Origin of the sequence: Sutcliffiella horikoshii, assembly GCF_020524325.1 — a bacterium.
In the GTDB taxonomy this organism is placed as follows: domain Bacteria; phylum Bacillota; class Bacilli; order Bacillales; family Bacillaceae_I; genus Sutcliffiella_A; species Sutcliffiella_A horikoshii_D.
In genome coordinates this window covers 101261-126061 of the sequence record NZ_JAIVKY010000007.1, presented here as the reverse complement: position 1 = coordinate 126061, position 24801 = coordinate 101261, and the positions used below count along the sequence as shown (strand labels likewise).

Annotated in this window: 23 protein-coding genes; 6 read left to right on the top strand and 17 right to left on the bottom strand. The window is 41.4% G+C overall.

Going from position 1 to position 24801, the window contains the following annotated elements:
* Positions 1–56 precede the first annotated feature (56 nt).
* Both LC091_RS09575 and LC091_RS09570 read right to left on the bottom strand, forming a co-directional pair.
* Complete coding sequence (locus LC091_RS09575; protein ID WP_226681804.1) at positions 57–428, bottom strand: hypothetical protein; 372 nt, start codon at positions 426–428, stop codon at positions 57–59.
* A 10-nt stretch (positions 429–438) separates the two neighbouring features.
* The gene (locus LC091_RS09570) at positions 439–1470 is read right to left on the bottom strand and encodes a S16 family serine protease (RefSeq protein ID WP_226681803.1); all 1032 of its coding nucleotides are present in this window, start codon (positions 1468–1470) and stop codon (positions 439–441) included.
* Positions 1471–1646: 176 nt separating this feature from the next.
* Here LC091_RS09570 and LC091_RS09565 point away from each other — a divergent pair, with 176 nt between their 5' ends.
* A complete protein-coding gene (locus tag LC091_RS09565; protein WP_226681802.1) occupies positions 1647–3200 on the top strand; it encodes an ABC-F family ATP-binding cassette domain-containing protein in 1554 nt (517 codons plus the stop codon).
* A gap of 552 nt (positions 3201–3752) precedes the next feature.
* Here LC091_RS09565 and LC091_RS09560 read toward each other — a convergent pair.
* Positions 3753–4445 carry a tryptophan 2,3-dioxygenase family protein gene (locus LC091_RS09560; protein ID WP_226681801.1) on the bottom strand — a complete coding sequence of 231 codons (693 nt, stop codon included), beginning with the start codon at positions 4443–4445 and terminating at the stop codon, positions 3753–3755.
* A gap of 130 nt (positions 4446–4575) precedes the next feature.
* Positions 4576–5472, bottom strand: coding sequence for an NAD(P)/FAD-dependent oxidoreductase (locus tag LC091_RS09555; protein ID WP_226681800.1), 897 nt, complete (start codon positions 5470–5472; stop codon positions 4576–4578).
* Positions 5473–5629: 157 nt separating this feature from the next.
* Between LC091_RS09555 and LC091_RS09550 the strand changes: the two genes are divergently transcribed.
* Together LC091_RS09550 and LC091_RS09545 are read left to right on the top strand one after the other, a co-directional pair.
* Positions 5630–5974: a general stress protein gene (locus LC091_RS09550; protein WP_226681799.1), complete on the top strand. Its 345-nt coding sequence runs from the start codon at positions 5630–5632 to the stop codon at positions 5972–5974.
* A 157-nt stretch (positions 5975–6131) separates the two neighbouring features.
* Positions 6132–7529: a hypothetical protein gene (locus LC091_RS09545; RefSeq protein ID WP_226681798.1), complete on the top strand. Its 1398-nt coding sequence runs from the start codon at positions 6132–6134 to the stop codon at positions 7527–7529.
* A gap of 46 nt (positions 7530–7575) precedes the next feature.
* On the opposite strand, the gene LC091_RS09540 is transcribed toward LC091_RS09545, so the two are convergent.
* Both LC091_RS09540 and LC091_RS09535 read right to left on the bottom strand, forming a co-directional pair.
* Positions 7576–9291: a sensor histidine kinase gene (locus LC091_RS09540; RefSeq protein WP_226681797.1), complete on the bottom strand. Its 1716-nt coding sequence runs from the start codon at positions 9289–9291 to the stop codon at positions 7576–7578.
* A 2-nt stretch (positions 9292–9293) separates the two neighbouring features.
* Entirely contained in the window at positions 9294–9998 is a 705-nt protein-coding gene (locus LC091_RS09535; RefSeq protein WP_226681796.1) for a response regulator transcription factor, read from the bottom strand.
* Between the two features lie 93 nt (positions 9999–10091).
* Between LC091_RS09535 and LC091_RS09530 the strand changes: the two genes are divergently transcribed.
* Positions 10092–10784 carry an ABC transporter permease subunit gene (locus tag LC091_RS09530; RefSeq protein WP_226681795.1) on the top strand — a complete coding sequence of 231 codons (693 nt, stop codon included), beginning with the start codon at positions 10092–10094 and terminating at the stop codon, positions 10782–10784.
* Positions 10784–11707 carry an ABC transporter ATP-binding protein gene (locus tag LC091_RS09525; RefSeq protein ID WP_226681794.1) on the top strand — a complete coding sequence of 308 codons (924 nt, stop codon included), beginning with the start codon at positions 10784–10786 and terminating at the stop codon, positions 11705–11707. The genes LC091_RS09530 and LC091_RS09525 overlap by 1 nt, the downstream gene beginning before the upstream one ends.
* Before the next feature lie 18 nt (positions 11708–11725).
* Here the strand turns inward: LC091_RS09525 and LC091_RS09520 are convergent, their stop codons facing one another.
* Positions 11726–12922, bottom strand: coding sequence for a class I SAM-dependent rRNA methyltransferase (locus LC091_RS09520; RefSeq protein ID WP_226681793.1), 1197 nt, complete (start codon positions 12920–12922; stop codon positions 11726–11728).
* Positions 12923–13124: 202 nt separating this feature from the next.
* On the opposite strand from LC091_RS09520, the gene LC091_RS09515 reads away from it, so the two are divergent.
* On the top strand, positions 13125–14084 hold the full coding sequence (locus LC091_RS09515; protein WP_226681792.1) for a M20/M25/M40 family metallo-hydrolase: 960 nt from the start codon (positions 13125–13127) through the stop codon (positions 14082–14084).
* 450 nt (positions 14085–14534) lie between these two features.
* Here LC091_RS09515 and LC091_RS09510 read toward each other — a convergent pair whose 3' ends face one another.
* The 10 genes from LC091_RS09510 to LC091_RS09465 form a co-directional block, all read right to left on the bottom strand.
* Complete coding sequence (locus LC091_RS09510; RefSeq protein ID WP_226681791.1) at positions 14535–17273, bottom strand: GTP-binding protein; 2739 nt, start codon at positions 17271–17273, stop codon at positions 14535–14537.
* A gap of 597 nt (positions 17274–17870) precedes the next feature.
* On the bottom strand, positions 17871–18386 hold the full coding sequence (locus LC091_RS09505) for a CBO0543 family protein (RefSeq protein WP_226681790.1): 516 nt from the start codon (positions 18384–18386) through the stop codon (positions 17871–17873).
* Positions 18387–18509: 123 nt separating this feature from the next.
* Positions 18510–19082, bottom strand: coding sequence for a hypothetical protein (locus tag LC091_RS09500; RefSeq protein WP_226681789.1), 573 nt, complete (start codon positions 19080–19082; stop codon positions 18510–18512).
* Positions 19083–19095: 13 nt separating this feature from the next.
* The gene (locus tag LC091_RS09495; protein ID WP_226681788.1) at positions 19096–20277 is read right to left on the bottom strand and encodes a ParM/StbA family protein; all 1182 of its coding nucleotides are present in this window, start codon (positions 20275–20277) and stop codon (positions 19096–19098) included.
* Between the two features lie 332 nt (positions 20278–20609).
* On the bottom strand, positions 20610–21575 hold the full coding sequence (locus LC091_RS09490; protein WP_226681787.1) for a PDR/VanB family oxidoreductase: 966 nt from the start codon (positions 21573–21575) through the stop codon (positions 20610–20612).
* Positions 21576–21594: 19 nt separating this feature from the next.
* Positions 21595–22068 carry a hypothetical protein gene (locus LC091_RS09485; protein ID WP_226681786.1) on the bottom strand — a complete coding sequence of 158 codons (474 nt, stop codon included), beginning with the start codon at positions 22066–22068 and terminating at the stop codon, positions 21595–21597.
* The gene (locus LC091_RS09480) at positions 22065–23015 is read right to left on the bottom strand and encodes a heme-dependent oxidative N-demethylase family protein (protein WP_226681785.1); all 951 of its coding nucleotides are present in this window, start codon (positions 23013–23015) and stop codon (positions 22065–22067) included. Before LC091_RS09480 ends, LC091_RS09485 begins: the two co-directional genes overlap by 4 nt.
* Before the next feature lie 110 nt (positions 23016–23125).
* Positions 23126–23929: an alpha/beta fold hydrolase gene (locus LC091_RS09475; RefSeq protein WP_226681784.1), complete on the bottom strand. Its 804-nt coding sequence runs from the start codon at positions 23927–23929 to the stop codon at positions 23126–23128.
* Between the two features lie 77 nt (positions 23930–24006).
* The gene (locus LC091_RS09470; RefSeq protein ID WP_168864771.1) at positions 24007–24201 is read right to left on the bottom strand and encodes a helix-turn-helix transcriptional regulator; all 195 of its coding nucleotides are present in this window, start codon (positions 24199–24201) and stop codon (positions 24007–24009) included.
* 5 nt (positions 24202–24206) lie between these two features.
* Complete coding sequence (locus LC091_RS09465; RefSeq protein WP_226681783.1) at positions 24207–24731, bottom strand: DUF6773 family protein; 525 nt, start codon at positions 24729–24731, stop codon at positions 24207–24209.
* Positions 24732–24801: the final 70 nt, after the last annotated feature.

Here is a 24801-nt window from a genome sequence, read left to right as displayed (position 1 = left end):
TCTTGTCTTCTAATCTTTACATATTGTGTGAGGGGAGTCAAAAAGAGAAGACTAAGCTAAAAAAGAGGAAACTCAAAAAGGAATTTTAAGGCTAAAAATGTTGTGATTAAAAGTGTTATTGAACCGAGTAATACAACAATTAGACCCCTTTTACTATCCGCTTCCCATATCTCAGCTCCATCAATTATCCACCCTAAACCCATTAACAAAAAGGCGATATATTTTAATGTGCTGATATTAAGTACCAACCCTATAAAAAAGAAGATATATCCGATGTTAGGTAGTATGTGGAAGACCAAAATAGGATTTTTCAGTTCCTTTTTCAACTGCTCTTTTCCCTCTTTTGTAAGGTTTTTGTATTCTCTTCTTGCATATATACAGCCTAATAATGCAATCCATAAAATCACTCCAATTTGAACGATAAGCATGTATCTCCCTCTATTCTCTTCCCTTCTTCTCCGGAAGCTTCTCCAACGCATCCACAGCGTCCTCTATCGTCCCTACCGGTATAAGTTCAATATCTAAACCTTCTTCGCTTATGGTCTTTCTCGCAATGGATTCATTTTTGTCCCACTCGCCATCCAATGGAACGATGAAGTAATCAAAGCCTGCATTAGCAGCTCCAATCACCTTTTGTTTCACGCCTCCGATTGGACCCACCTCCCCGTCAATCGTGATGGTTCCCGTACCTGCTACCGCATTTCCTTTGAGCAGAGATTCTTCCATCATTTTATCTAGAAGAGTGAGCGTAATCATGAGCCCGGCACTTGGCCCTCCCAAGTTCTCTATGTTCTGCCACTCAATGTTTTCGTCCTTTGATGTCTCAAATACTTCCTCGAAAAATACTCCAAGCAAGGTGTTCCCGTAGTAATCCTTGTACGGATATGTCGTAACATCGACCTCTATTTCCTTACCTTCTCGTACCAACGACAACGTGAGCATTTCTCCCGGTTCTTTTTCTACAATTAGTTGATCTAATTGTTCATATGATTCCAGCTTTTCTCCGTCAATGCCTACCAGAATGTCTGTTACTTTCACCGCATCTTTGTTTTTCCAATCTGGAAAATAATACACGGGATAGAATCCTTGCAGCTCAAGCTTGGGTTCTTCTCCTAATAGACCGCGTGCTATGTATTCCGCCTTGATTTTTGATTGCTCCATCATTATTTTATTTTGGTAGTCAAGCTCCTCAAATCCCAAGTCTTGTTGCCCAGTGACGGATGGGACAATCTCTACCCCCTTCTTGGAAAAATGCGTAAGTATCATTATTGGCCATTTACTGTTTTGAAGGCTGGCCACATAGGTCATCCCCAAATCACCGTCAAGTTCAGAGCCCCCCTCATACTGAACAAATTCGTCCAGATTAAACGGGTTCCCTGCAAATAATACATCATACCCAGTCGGTATAAATCCGCTCCCTATAATCATTAACAAAACTACTAAAACAATCCACGGTGCCCGTCTCTTCATCAGGTTCCCCCACCATTCCTTTTTATCTACTTTTTATTTTATAGTAGATTGGTAGAATTTAGTATAGATATTCTAGGCAAGGAGGAAGAAACTTCTTTCATTTCCCACATAGCCATTCCTAGAAAATTTTAGTATGATGAAAAGTAGATATTTTTTTAGATAGGATGGATACAAACATGAGTTTATTGAGCATAGATGGTTTAAGCCATAGCTTTGGCGACCGCACGTTATTTAAAGATGTTTCCCTTCGCCTATTGGCAGGCGAGCATGTTGGCCTTGTAGGGGCAAATGGAGTCGGTAAATCGACGTTAATGAATATTATTACTGGGGAGATCGTGTACGACACAGGGCGCGTTGAGTGGACACCAGGTGTGCATTACGGATACTTGGACCAGCATACAGTGCTGACGCCTGGAAGAACGATCAGAGACATCCTGCGCGATGCATTCTTGCCCTTATATGAAAAAGAAAAAGAACTGAATGCCATTACCGATAAAATGGGAACGGCTACTCCAGAAGAATTGGAAGAGCTGTTGGAACAAATGGGCGAAATCCAAGACCATCTGGATGCCGGCGGATTTTACAACTTGGATATAAAGGTCGAGGAAGCTGCGCGCGGTCTTGGTTTGGACGCAATCGGCCTTGAACGAGACGTTGCTGCACTAAGTGGTGGACAGCGTACAAAGGTTCTTTTGGCGAAACTGTTGCTTGAGCAGCCGCAAGTGTTGTTACTGGATGAGCCGACGAACTACCTGGATGTGGAGCATATCCGTTGGTTAAGCTCGTATTTGAAAGAGTACCCGCATGCATTCCTATTGATCTCGCATGATACCGAGTTCATGAACGGTGTGGTGGATGTTATTTTCCATCTGGAATTCTCCAAGCTGACTCGCTACACAGCGTCTTATGAAAAATTCTTAGAGCTTGCGGAAATTAACAAAAATCAACATATTAACGCTTATGAGAAGCAAAAAGAATTCATTAAGAAGCAAGAAGATTTTATTGCGAAAAATAAAGCGCGTTACTCCACAACTGGCCGAGCGAAAAGCCGTCAAAAGCAACTGGACCGCATGGATCGAATTGACCGCCCAGAAACAGCAGCTAAGCCGACTTTTGAATTTAAAGAGTCCCGCGCAAGCAGCCGTTATGTGGTGGAAGCGAAAGATCTTGAGATTGGGTACGCTGAGCCATTATTACCAAAGCTTACGATGGAAATCGAGCGAGGAGATAAGATTGCGATTGTCGGATGCAACGGTGTCGGGAAGTCGACCTTATTGAAAACAATCCTGGGTAAAATAGATCCTCTTGGCGGTTCTGTAATTCGCGGTGACTTCTTGTTCCCTTCTTATTTTGAACAAGAGGTTAAAGCGAAGGATATCACGCCGATTGATGATGTCTGGAACGAGTTTCCTTCCCTTGATCAGCACCAAGTTCGTGCAATCTTGGCGCGCTGCGGGTTGAAGAACGAGCATATCTCCCGTCCGTTGAGTCAGTTGAGCGGTGGAGAGCAAGCCAAGGTGCGTTTATGTAAGTTAATGATGCATGAGAGTAACTGGCTGCTATTTGACGAGCCGACAAACCACTTGGATGTAGTAGCGAAAGAGGAATTGAAGCGTGCTATTAAAGCCTATAAGGGTACTATTCTTCTTGTTTGCCACGAACCTAGCTTCTATGAGGACTGGGTGACGAAGGTTTGGAATGTGGAAGAGTGGGCGGAGCAGAAACAGTAAGAGATGTTACTTCGAGCAGCATGGGGGATGAGCCCCGTGCTGCTTTTTGTTGTTTTGAGGGAGTTAGGGGGTGGTGGCGGCTTCTCCTCTGTTACCGTTTTGCTGTTTGCGGCGGCGCTTCGGGCGTTGAGGCGGCTTCTCTGTTACCGTTTTGCCGTTTGCCTGGGCGCTTCGGGCGTTGAGGCGGCTTCTCTGTTACCGTTTTGCCGTTTGCCTGGGCGCTTCGGGACTTGAGATGGCTTCTCTGTTACCGTTTTGCCGTTTGCCTGGGCGCTTCGGGACTTGAGATGCCCTCTATTTGCCCTTTCCTCTGTTTCAATACTCGCTTCAGGCATTTAGAACGCTCCTATACGACCTTTACACTATTTCCACGCACGCTTCGGGCATTTAGAGCGCTCCTATACGACCTTTCCTCTGTTTCCACACTCTCTCCGGGCATTTACAACGCGCCTCCGTCTACCCCAGACCCTCACTCCCCACACCAACCAAAAAAAGACCGCCCCAAAAGGCAGCAACAACACATGCCCTCCAGAACAGCCCCAAAATCCCTTATTACAACGGCTTCGGATCGTAACTCGAACCCGTCCAGTCCGTCAATTCACAAACTGCTTCCCAAAGCTTCGGATAAAACTCAAACTTTGCTCCTCTTTCCAAAGCCTGAGCAGGTATTCCTTTTAAACTCTTCGTATTCAAGCCAATCATTCTTCGCACCAATTGAATATGATGCTTACGGAACGTCTGGAAGTTTTCATCAAACGCAATCAATTCTTGCATCAGCAAGTAAAGCTCATAGTTGTCACCGGCAGCCTTGTGCAGCATGAACGGTGTCAGTTGTTTGTCATTCAGCAGCTGTTCAAACGGCCCCCACAGTGTCGGTCCAAGTCTTAAAATTTCATTGAATCCCGGTGAGTCCTGGCCGCTTCCACGTCCAAGTGCTAGTCTGATAGTATGGTAGTCTCTTGGAGTAATCACTTTTACCATGTCAAACACTGGCGGCAAATGCTTCAGGTGCATGTTCACTCTTTGAAGTTGTTGTGTAGCCCCCAACACTTCCCCATGCTTCATATTGGCATCCGCTAAGTGAATGTACTGAATGATGAGCTTGAAATGCAGCTCAGCGATTTGATGAATCATCTGGAATGTCAGTTCGTCATCACAAGAGAGTTCCCCATCCCCCTTTTGTAAGCCCAACAGTTCTTCCGTACGAATATACTTTTCATAATCTGTCACTTTTCTCTCTTCCATTTCTTCTCCTCCAAATACCGGATAAATGGAATGCCGCTAGCAACTAATATCTTCTATCTTCCATTCACACGTTTATGTAAACCCTTACATTTATGTTACGCACTTGGACAAATAACTGTCAAGCTCCAAGTCAACTTTCCAGCAAGCTTTTATGAATCCAGATGGCCGCTTGTATGCCGTCCCCCATGGCAATGGCTGCTTGTTCCGAATGGACCGTAATGTCACCCGCAGCCCAAACATTTTCTACAGAGGTCATTTTTGTTCGGGGATCTACAAGGATATGTTTATTATCTTCCACTTCCACTCCCAATTGGAGAGCAAGTTCCGCATTTGGTTTATTGCCACCGAGTGCTAAAAATGCATAACCACAATTAATCCGTTCGCCATTCGCAAGCGTTACCCCTTTAAGCTCCGAACCATCCACAAGAATTTTCGAAAGCTCATCAGAAACAAGATTGATCCCCTTAGCAACTAATTTTCCCTTTAAATCAGCATCAATTTTCCCTTTTCCATGATTGATAAGGGTGAGCGCATCTGTCCAATAGGTCAGGGTCAGCGCCATAGAAGCACCTGCATTACCTGAGCCGATCACTAGGGCTGACTTATCTAAAATTTCATACCCATCACAATCCGGACAAACAAATATACTTTTTCCAAGACACGGCAACAGACCTTCAAAAGGCGGAATATTATCCTTGATACCTGTAGCCAGCAAAAGCTTCTTACTAAAAAATTCATGAGAGTTAGCAGTAATTACACAAAATTGCCCCTCCAACCCACGTACCGTTTCCACACGCTCTTCCTCAAACTCCACACCCAATCTCAGCGCATGATCCTTCCCAAGGCTCCGAAGTTTCATCCCGCTAACCCCATCCGGCCACCCTAGAAGGTTGTGATAGCAATGACATATACTCGAACGCCCTTTTCCTTCATCCAACACAAGCACTTTATGTTGGTACCGTCCAAGCTGGATGGCTGCCTGAAGACCTGCAATGCCTCCCCCTATAATAATGCAGTCATAAACCACAGAAAACTCCCCATTCTTTCATCAGATGCTTACTAGTATTTGAATTTTTCTGCGTATTATCAAACAAGTTATGTAGACAAAATAAAAATTTTAAAGAGCATGTTTCATTTTCAGTCAGCCGGGTATTTTTATTACATAACCAAGGAGGCGATAAAAAATGAAACCCACTTATAAAGAGTTTCAAAATGATGAACAAGTAGTAGGAGCAGTACAAGAGCTAAAAACAAGAGGTGTTCACGAGGATGATATTTATGTCATTACTCATGATGATGACCGTACGAAACGTGTAGCTGATAACGCTGATGCTAATACTGTTGGCGCCGGTGAAGTTGGTATGGATACTTATGTAAAAAATATTTTCCGCAAAAAAGGCGATGAGCTTCGCGCTCAATTCGAGGAGTTAGGTTTTACAGCTCCAGAAGCGGAACAATTAGAGGAAAAACTTGATCAAGGTAAAGTAATTCTAGTTGTAAAAGATAAAACAGCAAGCAGCATGTTATAAGAACTGAACAAAGTTTGACTCCCCCCCCCCTTAAAATATAGAGAAGCGGATGGCCATTGGTCGTCCGCTTCTTCGTTTTTTCTTTTTTTCCTTTTCGTGTTACACTCTATATAAGCAATCTCTCATAAAGGCGTACGACCAATTAGGAGGGAATCATATGACAAACAAATCGAACAGCATAAAAATGCAGCATGAAAAAAAGCACTTACACCTCACACCTACTGACCTTTACATGTATCAGGCATTTCAAGTCATAGAAGCTTATAACCAAGAGCACACAGAATGTTATTATTTATTTTTCTATAAAGCATCTTACCTCACCGGAAAATCCACATCAAAAATCAAACGTAAATCTCAGCTAAGCACCATTCTTCAAAAAGGTATCCGCTTCTCACCAGAACATCCGCTATTAGCCCATCTACTCAACCATAACCGAATCCATACATTTCCCGGTCTGACTCCGCTGTGGGAAAAAATACAGAAAAGATACTCGCCGCTTGAAGCTTCCAACATTCTTACCATCTTCGATAACTATATGAAAAAAGAAAAAATCACCAAAGTGATGAAAGAGTTTGCGCTGCAATACCGCAGGGAAGGTCAACTCCTGAACACCTACCAACTTCTGCGACTAATAACCGACATTTACCCAGCAAACAAATGGGCACAGGAAATGTCCAAAAGTCTTCAATATCAGTCCTATCAATCACTCTATACGTCCCATCCATCCTCCTTGGTTTCCAAGGATTCGCTATATGTAGAGAAATACTGCTACCAGCATCTAGAAAAAGACGGTTCGATCGCCCTCCTGCTGCAGCTGCTGCAAAAAGAAGGCAGGAAAATGGAAGAACTCTGCCTATATACACACTTACTTGTCACCAACTCAAACAAGGCCCACACCTACTATGAACAAATGATAGCCAACTTACCTGTTGATTTCACAAACGATGATAAAGTGAATCTTCTCAGCTATATCTTAAGGAAGCGCGCCACTCATCATGAAGGGCTGTACCAAGATTTGCTCGGTTTATTGAAAAGATCCAACCGATATGAAGATCTTTTGATTCTTCTTACAAAAAACAAAGCCCTTATCACTGAAAAAGACCTACCATACGTGCATGAGGCATTGCTGCATATAAACTGGGTGGAGAATTCCGGTTGGCTCAGCGACCTCACCTTCCATTTTGATGAAGACATTTCACCCAAACAAGTTCAGACACTCTTTCAATCCTTTGTCCCAAATTTGCTTCAGTTAAAGGGGCTGGATTATACGGAGCAGTGGATCTCTCCTTATAACTCAAGATATCCAGGCATCCCAATCCTGATGAAGGTAAAGAAGATGGCTGCCCTCAAGGACGACCCGGACCAGATGTATGCACTCGGCGAACTATATTATGAGTTTAAACAGCTGTCAGAAGCGGTGGAGTGCTTTAACTGGGAGCTGGAGCTAGATCCTTCCAATACACGGTCGATAAAATGGTTGTCGAAGCTCTATCTGGAAATGGGCATGGTGGAGGAATCCAAGTCGTATCAATATATGTTGAGGGATGGCAGCTGAATAATAACAGAGGGTCTGCCAGCTTATACAGGCAGACCCCTTATTTTTAAGAAGTACGTTCTCTCAATCCGTTAGGCAATGTTATGGTGATGGTCGTCCCTTTTCCTTTTTCACTTTCTACAAAGACATTTCCTCCGTGTGCCAAGACCAGCTGATGAGCGATGGCCATACCCAAGCCTGTTCCGTTTAATTTATCGGTTGTGCTGCCGCCTCTGTAGTAACGGTCAAACAGTTTACTTTGGGTTTCTTCATCCATCCCCACTCCGTTATCCTTTATTGTGATGAAAGTATGGTCAGGATTTGTAGAGACACTCAGCGTAATGTCTGTTCCTTTAGGGTTGTGCTTTTGTGCATTGGCAAGCAGATTGGTGAGAATGCGGGTGAACCATTTAGCATCAACCGCCACCTGCATTTCCGGTTCCACGTTTTCCATGAGGATGGTCGAGTCTGTATTGTTCAGCGACTTGATGACGTCCTTCATAAGTGGAACAATGTTTTGTATGCTTTTTTCAATAGGTAGTGCATTATTTTTCAAACGGTAAGTAAGATTCAAATCCTCAATCAAATCACTCATATAGGAAGCTTTTTCTGTCATGGTGCTTCCCATCGACTGAATCTCTTCGTCTGTCCATTTATATGACCCTGTTTCCAGTATTTTTGCGTAGCCATAGATGGAGCTTAAGGGCGTTTTAAGGTCATGGCTTAAGCCGGTAATCCACTCTTCCCTTGTCTGATCAACTCGTTTTTGGTATTGCTTGTTCTTTTCCAGCGTGTTGGCAAGCTTTCGTATGGAAAAAAGGATGTCGCGAAAAATCCGGAAGCGTTTGTGAAGCTTGCCGTTCTTTTTCCGGAATGGGATTTTACCCTTTTTGTTCCTTGGTACAGATAAGTCACCCTTAGACATTCTTTTAATCCAGTTCATCATGTAAAGCAAAGGCACCCCAAACGTCCTGCCGTACCAGATGGAGAGCGCGATGATGATCACAAGAAGCACTACAAGGACAAGTAGGAAACTTTTAACCAAAGAGGCTCCTACCAAACCGTCCAGTACGTGATCCGGCGCATAATAGGCATTTTCCATTCCAACAACATAGACCTTGTCCCCTTCTGTTAAGGTGGATATATCATATGCGTAGTTCCACGGGCTTTCCTTAATGGAAAGGAAGTCCCTGGCTGTAAGTGTAAGATCTTCCGGGGCATTCCAATGCTCGATTTTCTCCCCGTTGGAATCATATACTTGTATCCATGCCTCTTGGTCCTCAAGGAACTTTCTACTTTCCTCTGTAATAGCTGATAACTCGCCTAGTTTTTGCAGCTCAGTAAGTATTCCTTCGCTCAGGTTCTTCTCCCCGTACAATACGGCAAGGTCACTGTCATCCTTGAATACCCTCCAGTGTGAAATCCGATAACCGGGTACTTCAAAATCTGCAAGCTCTTGAAAGGTGTAGGCATCCTTTAAGTCTTCAGGAGCATTTATCTCTTTCAATACCACTCCATCTTTATTGATCAGTTGGAGCCAGCCGTCATTTTGGCGGACTGCTGTTTTAACGGCCTCACTAATTTGAATATCCTCTTCTGACTTCACATCCATTTCAAGCTCGAGGAAATATGGGTCCGTCCTTGTAAAACTTGCTTTCATTTCCGACTCTGTTAAGTGGGAGGCGAAAAAAAATAATGCAGAGGTCAAAGCGATAATAATGACTATCAAGAGGACAAACAGTTGTTTAACAAAATGAAAAGCAAGTTTTTTACTAACATTCATCTCTAATTACCTGTAGCAGGTACTAGTTTATACCCGATTCCTCTAATCGTTTTAATATATTCGGGTTTGCTTGGGTTTTCTTCTATTTTTTCTCTGAGCTTGCGGATATGAACCATGACGGTGTTCTCATCAACCAGGATATGATCTCCCCATACGTGGTAATAAAGCTGTTCTTTCGTAAAGATTCTATTTGGATTTTTACAGAAGAACACTAGCAAGTGATAAAGCTGTCCGCTTAATACGACGCTCTCCCCAAGCACGGTAAGTTCTGCTGATTGGAGGTTCAATTTGAATCTGCCAAATTCGAGGACATCTTCCTCTTTGATTGGAGCGCTTTTTAAATATCGATTTAATTGCACTTTTATTCTGGCCACTACTTCCAACGGATTGAACGGCTTGGTTATATAATCATCTCCACCGTGTGCAAAGCCGGTCAATTTATCAAGGTCTGAGGTTTTGGCTGAGAGGAAAAAGATTGGTGCCTCTGTCGTTTTCCTGATTGCCTGGCAAATCTCATAACCTGTCATATCAGGAAGCATGATGTCGAGCAAAATCAGGTCATAAGACTGTTGCTTCAATTTATTTAAGGCCATTTCACCCGTACTGCATGTATCTACCTGTTGAAATCCCTCTTTTATTAACACTAATTTCATCATATCTATTATGGATTGTTCGTCATCGACCATTAATATCCTTGCGTGTTCCATTTGTGAACTCCTTTTTTAAGGTAATGTTAAGGTTCCCTTAATTTTCTAATAAACTACCATTATTATACTAAACTATGAAGGGAGCGAGATGAAATGTGGGCAATTTGTATAAATGAATTTAAAGGTCATTTTAAGAGTTTCAAATCAATTGTGGTGATTGCGATTATTTTTGGTGTTACGTATCTAACCGCTGATTTGATGAGTAATCTGATGGCAAGTTTCCCAGAAGAGGCGGCAGAGCTGGGGACGGACGGATATGCCACGGGGATTATTATTTTAATCTTTGTGCTTGGTTTTTTCTTTATTACCGGTCTTTCTCACGACATCATAAACCGGGAAGTCAGCGAGCGAACGATGCGGTTTCTAGTGACGAAGACTTCTAGATTGAATGTATTAATGGGAAAATATTTAGGCGTATGGTTCTTTTGGCTTTTCTGTATGATTATCTGTTTTCTATTAATCACCATTAAGTCAAATGACTTTTTGTGGCTCGGTTTAGTAGATACTATGCTCTTTCTTTCTGTAGCGTTGGCATTAAACCTGGTGTTTTCCGTTGTGATACCAAAGCCCGGCGTTACAATGTTTGTCGGGATTACTTTTGCTTTAGTGTTTCCAGCTTTAAGCTTTTGGGCGATATTTTCGGGGAAGGTGTATATTACGTGGTTTAAATTCCTCACCCCGTATTACTATTCTTCTCTAGCAGACTATTACATTTTGATAAATGGACTCTATGCGTTCTTATTGCTATTACTTGCTTATTGGTTGTTTAAAAGGAGGGACTTTTGATGAGTGTGATCGAGGCTGGTGGTTTAACGAAGGCTTTTGGAGGAAAAACGGTTGTAAACAAGGTGGACCTTACCGTTGCAAAAGGAGAAATATATGGGTTTCTCGGTCGGAACGGGGCCGGGAAATCGACTTTTATCAATATGATTACCGGGATCATCCTTCCCTCTTCCGGTACGTTTAAGTTGTTGGGGGAGTCTGACCTTCAGAAGGTTCAGAACCGAATTGGAGTCCTTCCTGATTATTCTCAGTTTTACGATAGCATGTCTGCTATTGACCATATTAAGTTTTTCGGGAAAATAAATGATTGTAAATTATCTACCACGGAGGCAAATGCTGTCTTGGATCGGGTTGGTTTGTTGGAGCATGCCAAAAAGAAGGTTGGGAAATTTTCGTTTGGGATGAAAAAGAAATTGGGGATTGCGCAGGCAATCGCTCATAATCCGGAACTAATTTTCTTGGATGAACCGACATCCGGTATTGATGCAGAGTCAGGGTTGAGCATTCAGCAGCTGATACGGGATCTACAAGCAGAAGGAAAAACGATTTTCATGACCTCTCATAACTTGAATGAAGTGGAGAAGATTTGTACGCGGATTGCGATTATGAAGGATGGTGCAATCATTAATGAAGGTACATTGGAAGAGTTGCGTGCACATTATACTTCTTCCATCGAGGTGAGAATAAAACATTCTGCTTTAAAGAACCCGAATAGTGTTGGCCAGACCTTGAAGCGCTTTGCCACACAAATTTCTGCAGCAGAGCAATATACGTCGTTTACGGTAGATTCAGAAGAGAAGATTGCGGCTATTGTTAGGGCATTTACGAAAGAACATGTCGATGTTTATAGAATAAATGTGGAAGAACCTTCACTTGAAGAGATTTTCCTAGAGGAATCCAGTACAAAGATGAAAGGAGCCAGCTAAGGTGCTGACTCCTTTTCTTTACCCTATTCTTTTTATAAACAATACCTTCAAATAGTTTCCTTCCTTAAACTCCTTGATGGTCGCAAAGTCGCTTGGCAAGGAGAACTCTTCTACTATTTTGTATTTCACTTTGTTTTCTTTAAAAGCTTGGTCGATAAAGCCTTTGAACTTGTCCATGCCGAATGTAGCGGCGTTGGTGGAAGCGACAATCAGGCCGTTCTTTTCGGTAATGGCAATGGCATCAGATACTAAGCTTGTATAGTCTTTCTCTGCTCGAAATGTCACCTTTTTAGACCGCGCAAAGCTTGGTGGATCCATGATGACGACATCGAATTTCAGGTTTTTCTTTTTTGCATATTTGAAGTAGTGGAATACCTCTTCTACAAGAATGGATTGGGTTTTTTCGTCTATATTATTTACGTTAAATTGTTCGGTTGTTTTTGGCAGGCTGCGTTTGGCCAAGTCTACGCTTGTCGTTTTGATCGCACCGCCTAACGCCGCATATACAGAAAATGCTCCTGTATAGGAAAATGTGTTAAGAACAGTTTTCCCACTGGCGTATTTATCGCGGATGGTTTTTCTTACTTCACGCTGGTCTAGGAATACACCGACCATCGCGCCATCGTTTAAATGCACGGCAAAATTGACGCCGTTTTCTTTAATAATAAGGGGTGCAGGTGCGCGTTCCCCTTTTACAAAATCATCGTCTTCTACATATTGTCCGTCTGTGTTGAAGCGTTTCTTTTCGTAAATTCCTTTGTACTCGATGACGCCTTCAATGGCTTCCAAAATTTCCTCGCTGAAGGAGTAGATACCTTTGCTGTACCAGTTGATCACTAGGTAGCCGTCAAAGTACTCAATTGTAAAGCCGCCAATTCCGTCGCCTTCTCCATTAAAAAGGCGGAAAGCAGTGGTGTCTTCAGATTTCATAAGGGCGGAACGTTTGTTCATTGCTTTTTGAAGGGCACGCTTGAAGAAAGGGATGTCCATTTCTTCGTTAAGATCTTTACTGACAATCCAACCGTATCCTTTGTTTTGGTTACCGTAGTAGCCTTTGCCGAGAAAGTTGTTCTGTTCGTCTACCAGTTTTACGAGTGTGCCCTCTTCTTTTAGGTCATTACCGTTGATGAGGGATTGCTTCGAAATAAGCGGGTAGCCATTTTTATATGGTTTGGCGAATTTATTTTTCACTTTAAGTGTTAGTTGCTGTCGCATGCTTTCATCCAATCTTTTTGGGTTTTTAGTGTGGTTGTATTATAACGCAAATGAGGAGAAAAGCCGAATTTGGGTAAAATAGAGGCGAAATAGATACTAAGGACTATTTTGCTCATTTAGATTAATTAATTGTTGAAACTATGAATCTTTAAACTTATAATTATTCATTGTAATTAATAATTATAAGTACGGAGGCATTAATATGAAGAAGATATTTTTAATAACAACAATGATATGGATGGTGGCAGTGTCTGCGGTTTCAGCTGCCAATGGAGCTTCTTTGGTACATAAGACTGGATCACTTTCCTACAAGCATACACAATACTTGTCTGAAGAGATCGGAGCACGTGTAGCTGCTTCAGAGGAAGAAGCTGAGGCAAAGGAGTATATTAAAGGTCAATTCGAAAAGATAGGGTATGAAACGAATGTTCAGGATTTTTCTTATGCACGCAGAGGGTATTCGTACGATTCTGCCAATGTGGTGGCATTTAAACCGGGAAAAAGCGAGAAAGTTTTAGTGGTTGGTGCTCACTATGACTCAGTGGCGGCAGGAAAAGGTTCAGATGATAACGCTTCTGGTGTCGCGGTAATGCTTGAGGCGGCTGAAGTACTGAAGAATATTCCAACGCCATATAGTATCGTGTTTGTGGCATTTGGAGCAGAGGAAGTTGGGCTGCAAGGGTCCAAGTACTTTGTGAGTCAAATGAGTACAGAAGATATTGAAAATACAGTCGGAATGATAAATTTGGACAGCTTGGCAGTCGGGGATTATATGTATGTTCATGGTAGTCTTGGGGAGGAAGGGTTTTTGCGTAATCAAGCCCTTGCGATTGCTGATAAGAAAAAGTTAGATCTTCGCATCAACCAAGGATTAAACCCTGATTACCCTACTGGTACAACTGGTGATTGGAGTGACCATGCACCTTTTAAAGAAGTAGGAATTCCATATGCTTATTTTGAATCAACAAACTGGGAGATTGGGGAACTGGATGGATATGAGCAGACTGAGGAGCATGGCGGTATTTGGCATACTGATAATGACACTCTGGAGTTCATTCAACAGGAATATCCTGGTAGGTTAGAAGAGAGATTATCTACTTTTTCTACTGTACTGATTGATTTGTTAAAGTTTACGGATAAAACTAGTACATCTAAAAAATAATCGAGATTGGATACTTCCCTATTGGTTGATTAATGCCAATAGGGAAGTTTTTTTGTGCAATATTATCAAGAAGAAATGTTTCAAATTATAACCCTTGTCAGTGAGATTTTCATATCAGCGGGGGTGAGTCTTCGTCACTGGGGTCTTCATACGCGCGACTATTAGGACCTCAAGCCATTAACGACAAAAAGCAGGTCTAATTATGCGAATTAGACCTGCTTTTTCATGTTTTTTATATAGTTCCACTCACGTCGGGGCTTGGTTAGTTGAATGGGTTAGCTTGCAATTTTGGTAAGAGCGGGTGGGGTCAGGCACCTGCATTGTTTGGCTGTGGTGCTTTAGTTTATTGTTTTAGGTGCCAGACCCCTTGCGTTACCTTTTTTTATTTACTAACGAATTTTAGTTGCTGTAACCAAGCTTTAAAGTTGATCTCCATTAATCTTTGTTGTTTTAGTGCGTGGAGATCATTTCGTTTTCTTCGCATGCTTTGACCATGAATTCGTATTGGAGCAGGCGTGCTTCGAATAGTTTCAGTGGGTCGTAGTAGCGTTCTGGGCTTGCTTTCATTTGTTCTAGTTTTTTGTTGGCGTTGTGGATGGCATGTTCTGTGTCTTCCACGGTTTTGTTGAGTTCTGTGAATGGTGCTTCGTAGAACATGTTGATGTCGGCTTTAAGCGCCTTTTCAAACAGGTCGAATTCTAGGAAGAACTTATCCACGACCGACTGTGCCACGTCTGTGAAGCGTTCGTTTTCAATATACTTTTTATATTGAGTGAACAGCAGTTGATTGCTTTGCTGCAAGGATCCAAACAGGCGGCCTGCACCTTTTAGCAAGTATTGAGTGGTGTTCGGGCGGTTTAGGATGTTTTCCTTTTCCACTTCCACTCTGCTTAGAATTCTGTTGATGTCACGACGCCAGTCTTCCATGACCTTGAAATCGCAGTTCAAGTGCATCTTCTCTTCTTTATAGAGACCATTAAAGGTGCCACTCATTTCATGCAAGTACTCTTGGCTGTCAATCAGTTCACGGTTAGATGTATCAAGCCACAATTGAAGCTCTTGACGCAAACGAGGCAGCAGGTCGGAATGCATATAGGTACGGATTGTCTCATTCATGCGCTCATTCAACTCGAGATGCAATGTTTTAAAGTTGCTGTCTTCCTTTACATAGCTAGAGCATTCTCTCAACAAACGAGGGATGGTTTTCGTTGCTTCTCGTTTCATTTCAATCGTCACTGCACGGTAATTTTCCGTGATACTGCGAATCTTTTCTGATTCCGCATCATGCAAGTGGTTGATGAATCCACTTAGTCTGCTTAGAATATCTTCATTGAACTCCACTGTGTTGGTCAGGTTATCTTCCATCGCAATGCGGCTGTCCAGCAATTCTGTTAAGGTAGAACGAATCAGTTGTAACAGCTTGGTTGCGCGGCGTTCTTCCACTGCTTTTGCACGCAGTTTGAAATTGGCTTCCATGAATGTTGCCAACCCTTGGTGCTGCTTGTTTGCAGAACGAAGGGAAGAGTATGGGAATACTCTCGCATCCGGGAAAAACTCGTTGATGCGGTGTTTTGCTTCTTCCACAATCTGCGCTGCTTCTGCTTCGTGGAAGGCAGTATCCATTTTGTTGATGACAAAGTGTACCGGAACTTCCGGCGCACGTTCTTTAATTTTCACCAATACTTTCAGTTCATCTTCTGTAAAAGGTGTTTGCGCGTCTAGAATATATAATAGTCCGTCTGATAACGGGATATATTTCATCGTTTCGTTGTTTTCAATCTCATCCACACTGAATTCCGGTGTGCTAATCAAGGAGTACTCCTCATCTTCTAGGAACTGAGATGGCCATTTAAGATCGATCAAGGACCCTGCTCGGTGCTCACTGATGTCTCCTAGAGCAGAAGTGCCCGCAGTGGAAATCTCATTCATTTCCGCAATATCTCCGTTGGATGAAACAAATACCGGGACCGTTTCATCTCCAAGTAGCTTCTCGCCAATAAGCGAATTGATGAAGGAAGTCTTCCCATTTTGAACGGTACCTGTCACAACTAAATTCTTTCTGTTTAAATTGCTAAGGTGAGAGAATAGCCATTTCTTTTGATGTGCCAGTTCAAGGTGGTTATCCTTCGCCCAATTGATTAGTGTCTTGAACAACTCGACCGTATAATTCAACTGGATGCTATCATGCTCGTAATGGAAAATTCTGTTTTCGGCATCCGCTAATACATGTGCAGGTAATGCTGTTGGGAACACTTCATTCCAGGACATTACTGCTGCAGAAGCAAACAGGGATTTAGATCGGTTGGATACCTTCAACCAGTTTCCAAGTAGATCCGGTACAATTCCTTGCAGTTCTTTAATTAAGTATTCTCCCTCGATAAGAGATAAATAGGTTCGTTGATGCAGTTCCTCTACTTTTGTCCAAGAGGCCTCCGAATCTCTGTCTAAAGCCATGAATAAATGGTTTGCCGTCTTCACCCACTCTAAATACATTGGATGATTTTCATAACTGTTCCATAACGCTGCAGTGATTTCTTCAAATTTTCGTTGATTAATCTCAAGCAATCTTAACAGGACCTCTTGAAAATAATCTGGAGTGAAATCTCTTGTATAACCAGCTTCTATATAATTTTTCAAGCAATCGTACCAAGCTTCTGAACCGGTTCTCATTGCCTCATTTACAGCCAACTCCACTGCATGCTGACTGTCTTCTTGCTCTTCATAGAAAGTTCGGGCCGTTTGTGTAACATGCGGATAATCTGGATCGATTGCAATTGCTTTTTTAATATTTTTATAGGCATTCTCCAGTTTTTCGCGCTGAATGTATAACGTGAATAGCTGAAGGGCCACTTCTATCTTAAGTGTTTTATTATCTGTATTAATTTTAGCGTAAATATCTTCCGCCTCTACTAGCATGCCAAGGTCGTAGTAAGCATCTGCAATATTTTTCTTCGCCCATGGTTCTAGTTCATTGTGAACATTTTCCCATTTGTAAATGGCACTCTCGTAATCTTTGCTATGAAAATAGACTTCTCCTTGGGCATACCGAATAAACGAGAGATCTGACACCTCGTTGTTCTGCTCTGCCATGAATGCTTCTCCAAGCACTTGCACGGGATGCTTCGTCTCTACATCCAGCATAAATGTTTCAAAATACGTCTTGCTAATGAATTTGTTTTCCTGTGTCATTTTACCCTCCACCAATCATTTCACATTATTTTCGTAATTAAAATGATCTAGTAACATCGTCTCTTGCTACAAAAATAGTTATTCTGCTATATAGTTCGAATGTCTTTTGGATTTTAGGACCATTCTATTCTATACCCTTTTTACCCAAGCTATAACTAATTTGCTAACAAATATTGACCTCATACTACCATATTTCCCGGGAATAGAAAAAGAGCCTAAATGGTTAGGCTCTCAGTCTATAGACAAAGCTTAAAATAATAAAATTCTCCAGTTGATCGGAGTGGAAGGAGCGAAGACTCCTGCGGGAGGAAAGGACATGGAAGACCCCGCAGGGCGTAGCCCGAGGAGGCTTCCGGACTGCCCGCGGAAAGCGAAGCTCCTGCAACGAAGATCAACTCTTCCAACAGATAACCTAACTAGTTTATAGTTTGTAGACAATCTGAGAGCCTAAATGGTTAGGCCCTTCCTACTTTTGACGCTCTTTTCTTATTTCATTTTCAATATAAACCCACATGATAATATAGGTGGAAAACAGTAAGAGTAGAAATACTGGTACAGACAATACATCACGTATAACCACTTATTAAACACCTCTTATTATTTGAGACTTTCCCATGGCACAGGGAACATGAATACGAATAGTATTCCCAATACAATGGAAACTAATAAGGCTCTCACAGGATTTTTGTCATGCATTCTTAAGATGATAAATAAAACCAAGTTTAAAAGGATGTTGTACCAGTTATTCCACCCATTATCGTACACATACATCCCTTTTAAAGAAAACAACCACTCTAATGCAGTGTAGAAGGCTACCCAAACAGCTAAATAGATGAACTGATTGCGTTTTTGCTTTGGGAAACGCTGTAAAAAGATGAAAAGCCCCGCCGGTACGATGATAAATGTAAAAGCAAGATTGATAAACGTATGGTTTAACCAATCCAATGTCACACCCCTGAAAGCCCATAATGTATGGTTGAAATAGACCATATTATGTGTCATATTTACAACGATAAAAAAAAGTACTGTGGGATAGTGTTTCCTCCAGTTGGCCCAATCAATGAACCGATACGCAAATAAAATCCAAACCACAATAACCAATAATAAGTACATAGACTCCTGCTCCCGTCTTTTTTCTTTTTATCAGTTATGGTCACTTAAGAGGGAATCTATTCTTATTAGAGGAAAAAACATAGACAAAAAGGCCGCTAATTTCATAGCGACCCTTTAGGTTAATCACTTATTCATATGCGAAAGAAAATCTCCCAATATCTTATCGACATCTTCCACATCCAATTCTTCCTCTTCTTCTGTGGACGCCTGCTCTTGTAGAGCTGTATCCCAGTCAAAAGAGTCTAAATCGTCATCGTTTAATACGTTAGCATTGACTTTTTTATCTGTCTCTTCATCAGATTTGTATGGCTTATCCTCCTGAAGGTACAGAGCTTGGTCAATATCCGTGGAATTGCTGTTCATGGCCGCGAGAATACTTGTTGCACGAACAGGATCTGAAAGCAATTGAAAGACGATATTGCCGAGCAATGCTTCCGAATGCTGATGCTTCAGCCAATCTCTTTGGGTTTTAGATAAAGATTTTGGAAGTGGGATAGAGATTGTCTCTTTTTCCCGTGCATGTGAACTTGTCACACCTTGGAGAACAAACTCCGCTATTTTACTAGAGAAATTCCTTCTTTCGGTCTCTTTTAGACGCTGTAAATGCTTAATTAGATGGTCAGGCGTATCAGAAGGGATACGGAACGAAATAGCTTGTCCCCTCTGAATTCCCTGACTTGAACTGGAATTCTTCATCCAATCACCTTATTTACGCTTTCACAGGTTTTTGTTGTTCTTTGGGCTCTTTATCCTTGCCTGTTTTCTTTACATAGTCAGCAATCAATTTGTAATAGGCATTTGCCATCATCCAGATGCTTTCCTTTTCATCTTCAAAGAAGTCAATGTTGTAGCCGTCCAAATTGTTATTTAGTGTTTTTAGATATTCTTTAAGGACAGTAGAACCACCGCCAACGAAATAGCAAATCTCTGTTTGGGAATTCTTCTGCCAAATATTTCTCAACAGACGGTATTGTTTTTTAGCTAAGTCTAAAAGAATGCGGTCCGTGATATCATGAACGCTCGTTCTGCTCCCGCGTACCATGATGTGGTTGCGGTCATTCTTTTTCGTAATGATTTCTACCACATCTCTTCTGCTATCAAGCTCGATGCCATGCTTGGAACGGATTTCTTCACGAATTTGCTCAAGTGCTTCAGACACTCCAAGATTGAAGCCTTGTGCTTTGTCGTCATCGACATTACGATTTTTGATGACTGCGATATCCGTTGAAAGGCCGCCGATATCTTGAATAAGGATGCGCTTATCGATTAGGTCCTTATTAATGATGTTGCCGTTGTTATCTAATACAAGGTTAATGTAAGCCGCGAAGCCCTCTGGATAAACCTTGATTTCATCAAATTTAATATTAACTTTGATGCCTTGGTATTTAGGTGTAATCAAAAATTCTACCTGATGAACAGAACCTAGAAGTTTGGAACGGTAGCCCGCATCCTTGCCTTCTTTCACTTCTCTTAGTGGAAGACCTGTTCCTAATGTGTAGTTTGCATCCACTACATTTTTATTGCGAGGGAATGTTTTTTCATTTTGCGCACTAACTGCATCCAAAGCTAAAGTAGCAAATAACATAACTAATGTTTGGTCTTCTTCGGATTTGCTGCTACCTGGATCTAGTTCTGTTGCATTATTGCTCTTTGTTGCCAGATTTCCAATTCGATAGATTGCGTTATTGTCCATTAAGGCAGGGGAGTGAACGCGTACATGGATACCATCTAGTGGATCCTTGCTGTCTAACTCTTCAATCCCGATAACTGGGCGATCTTCAATATCTCTAGCGATAACATTTGGAATGTTTAATTCTGAATCCAATTTTCCAAAAATAGCTTTAATAGAATCATTACCTACGTCGACTGCTGCAATTCTTGAATAACTCATTCTTCATCTTCCTTTCTTTTCCTCAATACAATATTTGTTTCCTGTAGAAGAAAATAAAACTAGTAAGTATATGTTAAGCGTACAGAAAGTTACTCTACTATTCAATCATTCTCAAGAAAAGTAATGAAAGTGTAAAAATTGTATACGATTATGTGTACAAATGTATACGTGTATACACTTATTGTTTACTTGTATTCTTTTATTGTACACATCCTTTTATATCAACGTGTTTACGTGTTTGTATACAAGTTTACTTATTTGTCTACGTTTGTATACATTTTGTATACTTGTACACGATATTTGTAAACTTCTACAATATCCCATTTTTATTTCTATTTTTTACTGTATTCAACCTTTAAAGTATCCGTTTTACTTCGGGATACACATGGTAAAAAACAAGCTTGAGATTCTTTTTGCTTCGTTGATAAGAAGGAATCATAGTGTTCCGCCTCCCCTTCCAGGATGGGAAGCTCACACGTTCCACAACGGCCAACCTTACAAGAATGCGAAACAGGGTATCCTGCTTCCAATAAAACATCCAAAGTGGACTTTTCGTCAGGAACAGACAAAAAGCTGCCATTTGTGAGCTCTAAAATGAATGGCCGAGGCTTATGTATGTTAGGTGGAGAAAAATATTCGTAATGAATGCTTGCAGGAGAATAGCCAAGAGATGTAGCAGCACGTGAAAAAGAGGAAGTAAACCCTTCTGGACCACATAAATATATATGGGTGCCAATGTACTGATCTACTAGAATGTTAGTTTCTATTCGATTTTCGTGTTTGGTGAAATAAAAATGTGTTTGCTCTGGGTATGTTTTCGTTAAATAGGAATAGAAGGCACAGTCTTCTTTAGTTTTTGTAGAATAGTGAAGTTCAAAGGAAGCACCCTGTTCTTTTAAATCACTCATCATAGATAAAAAGGGAGTAATACCGATGCCAGCAGCAATGAAAACATGGTGTCGGGCTTGAAAACTAAGAGGAAAATAGTTTTTCGGGAAGCTAATTTGGAAAACATCTCCTATTTGGGCTTTATTATGTAAATAAGATGATCCTCCAGAGGATTTTTCATGAAGTTTTACTGCAATTTGGTAAGTATATGTGCTATCCGGACTGCCAATTAACGAATATCTTCGTTCCAGCTCCCCTCCCCTTCCGTTCAAATATAAAATTATGTGCGAACCTGGGCTAAATGCAGGTAACGCATTATTATCAACGTCCACGAAAGTAAATCGCTTAATAGTCTTCGTCTCGCTTGCTATTGCCTCTATCCTTACCTTTATTCTATTTTCTGAGATCAATGTAATCCCCCTCTTCTTTCTAAATTTGAGCAACATAGCCTAAATAAGCCTCTTTAACAGGCGAATAATGATCGGATAATTCCAGCTGCAAGCTGCATGCAGTACAGTTCACGAGTTCACCTATATTCACTGTGTTGTTAACTATTGAAATGAAATAGCATCTACAACAAAAAATCCTCTTATTTTCCTCTCCTACAATAATGTATTGAGCCTCTTCTGAGGAATATCCTAGTTTTTTAGCTGTATATATGACTTTTCTCAGCATTTTAACTTCTGCTGCAACATAAAGAAAAGCCCCTATCTTCTGCATTCCAAGCTTTTTGTCCACCTCAGAAGAACACTCTGAAATCAGGTGTATTTCTTCAAAAGACATCTGCTCGTTTATTAAGGTTTGCTTAATGGAATTCAAGCTATCTAAGCCTTCCTCATCCCCACAAAGAACGTAGTGCCGTTTTCCCGGTTGGAAGATCGGTTCGTTCTTTATATCGTTCACAGAACGCCCTCCCTTCTCTTTTCGATATATGCCAAAACCTTATCCTTATATAATGAAATCCCTTTATACTCTGCAATATGAGACGGAAGCTCTACTAAAATTTGATAGAATTGCTGCATCCATTCAGGAACTTCGATCAGCTTTTCAAGCGGTAACAGGTGTGTATGTATGGTAAACAGGATGGCATTTGAACGTGGCAAACGAAAGAGCTTTTGAACCTCTACCCGTAAATGTACGAACTCACCTGCATTTTCAACCGTTACATTCTTTCTGTCCTTTCCCCATACATCAAAAGTTTCTAAGGAAGTATCCAGCCTATTGCCAGCCATAAGAGACCAATTTTTCCTTCCCCATGGGTTACCTGCTTCCAGTCTTAAAAGAAATTGCAAAATTCGCTCGTCCAAGCCTTCTTCCTTAAATCCCGGAATCGGAAAGTGAATGTTTTTGAAGCTCATACCATGGTTAAAGGCCAGTGACCAATTGGCAGGAAAACAGAGCTGGCCTGCATCGAGGTAAAGATCGCCATCTCGCTGCATCATTAAGATTAAGTCTTCCTGCACATGCCTGCCAATGAAGTCTAAAGGCTCATATTGTAGAGTGGAGCTATCCCCCATCGTAAATTCACACTCTTCTTGAAGAATGTGGTTGATGAAAATGTGTTTTCGCCCTTCTTTTTTGAGGGAAAAACTTTCTGGAAAATAGTTAGCCAGGTCTGTCATGACAAACTCCATCGCTTCCCACTGGGCCTTGTTTGTATGAGGAAAGGATTGAAAACAACGAGAATGGTGGTCTGATAGTAAGGATCTTTTTAGTTGGATTTCCTTTAGATAGCCCTCTGTAATGTCGATGCTTCTGGGAGGTGTCAGAAGGGTTGAGTTATTGGAGTAACGGTAGGTGTCACCTTTAAACGGATAGGGAAAACTCTTTAATTCTTCGGTTAGCTTCATATCTCCCACTCCTTTTTTCAGAATATTTCTATACTTTTATTCTAAGGAAAAAAAACTGGTTCATCAAGACGTAGGGCCTAGCCAAAATTTCAACTTTGGCCAGGCCCTTCTTAGAGTGATTTTATAAAGTTGGATACTACTCTATTAAACAGGTCCGTCTCTTCAAGGAATGGACAATGACAGCTCTCCTCAAAGAGAACAAGCTCACTGTTAGCTATCGTTTCCTTCAGATGCTCTCCTGCAGCAACCGGAATCAGTTTCTCGGCTTTTCCAAAACAGAGCAAAGTTGGTTTGGTTAACGACGGGAAAGTAGAACGATAGTCCACCACAGATTGATCAAATAATATGGCGCTTGCCACTCCTGACGTTGGTTTCATCGTCTCCTCAAGCATCCAGCCCATCTCTTCTAGGGAAACGTCCTCTTTAAACATGAGAGGAATAAAGCCCTTCAAGAACTCTTCCCTGTTATCCTGTACCTCTCTCATAAAGTGGGTCAAGGTTGCCAGGTCAAAGGCGCCAATAGGGAAATCAGGCCACTTGAAGTCCGAGGCAAGTTCATCCACTATGACCGTTCCTTTAACGTTCTCCTGCCCGAATTGTTGAAGATATTCCCAAATTACGAATGCTCCCATCGACCAGCCAACCAGCACGACATCCTTGAGGTCTAGCCTTGTAATGAACTCTTTTAAGTCTTTTGCATAGGTGGAAATGGTGTGGCCTTCCGTAACTTGGGCAGAGTCGCCATGCCCCCTTAAATCGATAGTGATGGCACGGTGTTCTTGGCTAAAGTAGGGCAGCTGACCCTTGAAGAATTTTCTGCTCATCCACACTCCATGAATAAAGATGACAGGCGTGCCCTCTCCTTGGTCGTCATAATACAGCTCCACACCAGAATCTATTTCAATTTTAGGCAAAAAAATCCCCCCCTATAAAAAGTTATACTAAAGTATATTTTCATAGTGGGGGAATTATCTCCAATTGAAATTTGTTTTTACTCTTCCCAAAATAACTGATCTAAGGTTTTCGATAAGGCTTTACATATAGAAAGACAAAGGCTGAGGCTTGGATTGTATTTTCCGAGTTCGATTAGGCCAATTGTTTGCCTAGACACCCCTACAATTTTGGCCAGTTCGTCTTGAGACAAATCTTTCTCGACTCTCGCCATTTTCATTTTTAAGTTTTTCATGTTGATCACCGCTCTATTTCGTCTTCATCTAGTTCTTTTTCTGCCGCCTTTTTGCTACGATTCATCGCAGCCAGGAACGTACTTCCTGATAACAATACTAAAAACGGTATATAGATTATCAAAGAAACAAAGAACACCATGAAAAAATAGGAGTATGCCTGTGCAGTCGTGTCGGCATAATTAAGGGCGCTGTTTAATCCGAAGAATATTGCTATGATGACACCAAAGACACCACCCCATAGAAGAGTCTTCCACTTCATTGGCACCTTACTCTTTCGATCATGCATTTCTACCTCATCTGATAATACCCCCATACTTGCACCCCTTGACGTGTAATAGACACCTTGCAGAAAAAGTATCGCTAGCTCTGTGTAAATGGAGCTGACACCAAAGCCGTATTGGTAAAACTTAAACCCCATGGAAATAAGACAGATTGCCATTACGAGAAAATAGATTTCCCGATAAATCTTGTTCTGAGCAGTTACAATCCGCTCATCTTCCACCTTTGTTGATCCGCCAAAAAAACTCATTCCCCTTCACCTCTTTGTAAAATTTGGATTATACTTATTATTATACATTTTATATTACTTTATGCAACAT

Bases quoted from the DNA above. Each gene is read 5' to 3' on its own strand.
- LC091_RS09465 (WP_226681783.1), bottom strand. From the start codon at position 24,731: ATGAGTTTTTTTGGCGGATCAACAAAGGTGGAAGATGAGCGGATTGTA.
- LC091_RS09495 (WP_226681788.1), bottom strand. From the start codon at position 20,277: ATGAGTTATTCAAGAATTGCAGCAGTCGACGTAGGTAATGATTCTATT.
- LC091_RS09480 (WP_226681785.1), bottom strand. From the start codon at position 23,015: ATGAAGCTAACCGAAGAATTAAAGAGTTTTCCCTATCCGTTTAAAGGT.
- LC091_RS09550 (WP_226681799.1), top strand. From the start codon at position 5,630: ATGAAACCCACTTATAAAGAGTTTCAAAATGATGAACAAGTAGTAGGA.
- LC091_RS09535 (WP_226681796.1), bottom strand. From the start codon at position 9,998: ATGGAACACGCAAGGATATTAATGGTCGATGACGAACAATCCATAATA.
- LC091_RS09500 (WP_226681789.1), bottom strand. From the start codon at position 19,082: ATGAAGAATTCCAGTTCAAGTCAGGGAATTCAGAGGGGACAAGCTATT.
- LC091_RS09510 (WP_226681791.1), bottom strand. From the start codon at position 17,273: ATGACACAGGAAAACAAATTCATTAGCAAGACGTATTTTGAAACATTT.
- LC091_RS09530 (WP_226681795.1), top strand. From the start codon at position 10,092: ATGTGGGCAATTTGTATAAATGAATTTAAAGGTCATTTTAAGAGTTTC.
- LC091_RS09545 (WP_226681798.1), top strand. From the start codon at position 6,132: ATGACAAACAAATCGAACAGCATAAAAATGCAGCATGAAAAAAAGCAC.
- LC091_RS09570 (WP_226681803.1), bottom strand. From the start codon at position 1,470: ATGAAGAGACGGGCACCGTGGATTGTTTTAGTAGTTTTGTTAATGATT.
- LC091_RS09505 (WP_226681790.1), bottom strand. From the start codon at position 18,386: ATGTACTTATTATTGGTTATTGTGGTTTGGATTTTATTTGCGTATCGG.
- LC091_RS09520 (WP_226681793.1), bottom strand. From the start codon at position 12,922: ATGCGACAGCAACTAACACTTAAAGTGAAAAATAAATTCGCCAAACCA.
- LC091_RS09575 (WP_226681804.1), bottom strand. From the start codon at position 428: ATGCTTATCGTTCAAATTGGAGTGATTTTATGGATTGCATTATTAGGC.
- LC091_RS09540 (WP_226681797.1), bottom strand. From the start codon at position 9,291: ATGAATGTTAGTAAAAAACTTGCTTTTCATTTTGTTAAACAACTGTTT.
- LC091_RS09515 (WP_226681792.1), top strand. From the start codon at position 13,125: ATGAAGAAGATATTTTTAATAACAACAATGATATGGATGGTGGCAGTG.
- LC091_RS09565 (WP_226681802.1), top strand. From the start codon at position 1,647: ATGAGTTTATTGAGCATAGATGGTTTAAGCCATAGCTTTGGCGACCGC.
- LC091_RS09470 (WP_168864771.1), bottom strand. From the start codon at position 24,201: ATGAAAAACTTAAAAATGAAAATGGCGAGAGTCGAGAAAGATTTGTCT.
- LC091_RS09560 (WP_226681801.1), bottom strand. From the start codon at position 4,445: ATGGAAGAGAGAAAAGTGACAGATTATGAAAAGTATATTCGTACGGAA.
- LC091_RS09525 (WP_226681794.1), top strand. From the start codon at position 10,784: ATGAGTGTGATCGAGGCTGGTGGTTTAACGAAGGCTTTTGGAGGAAAA.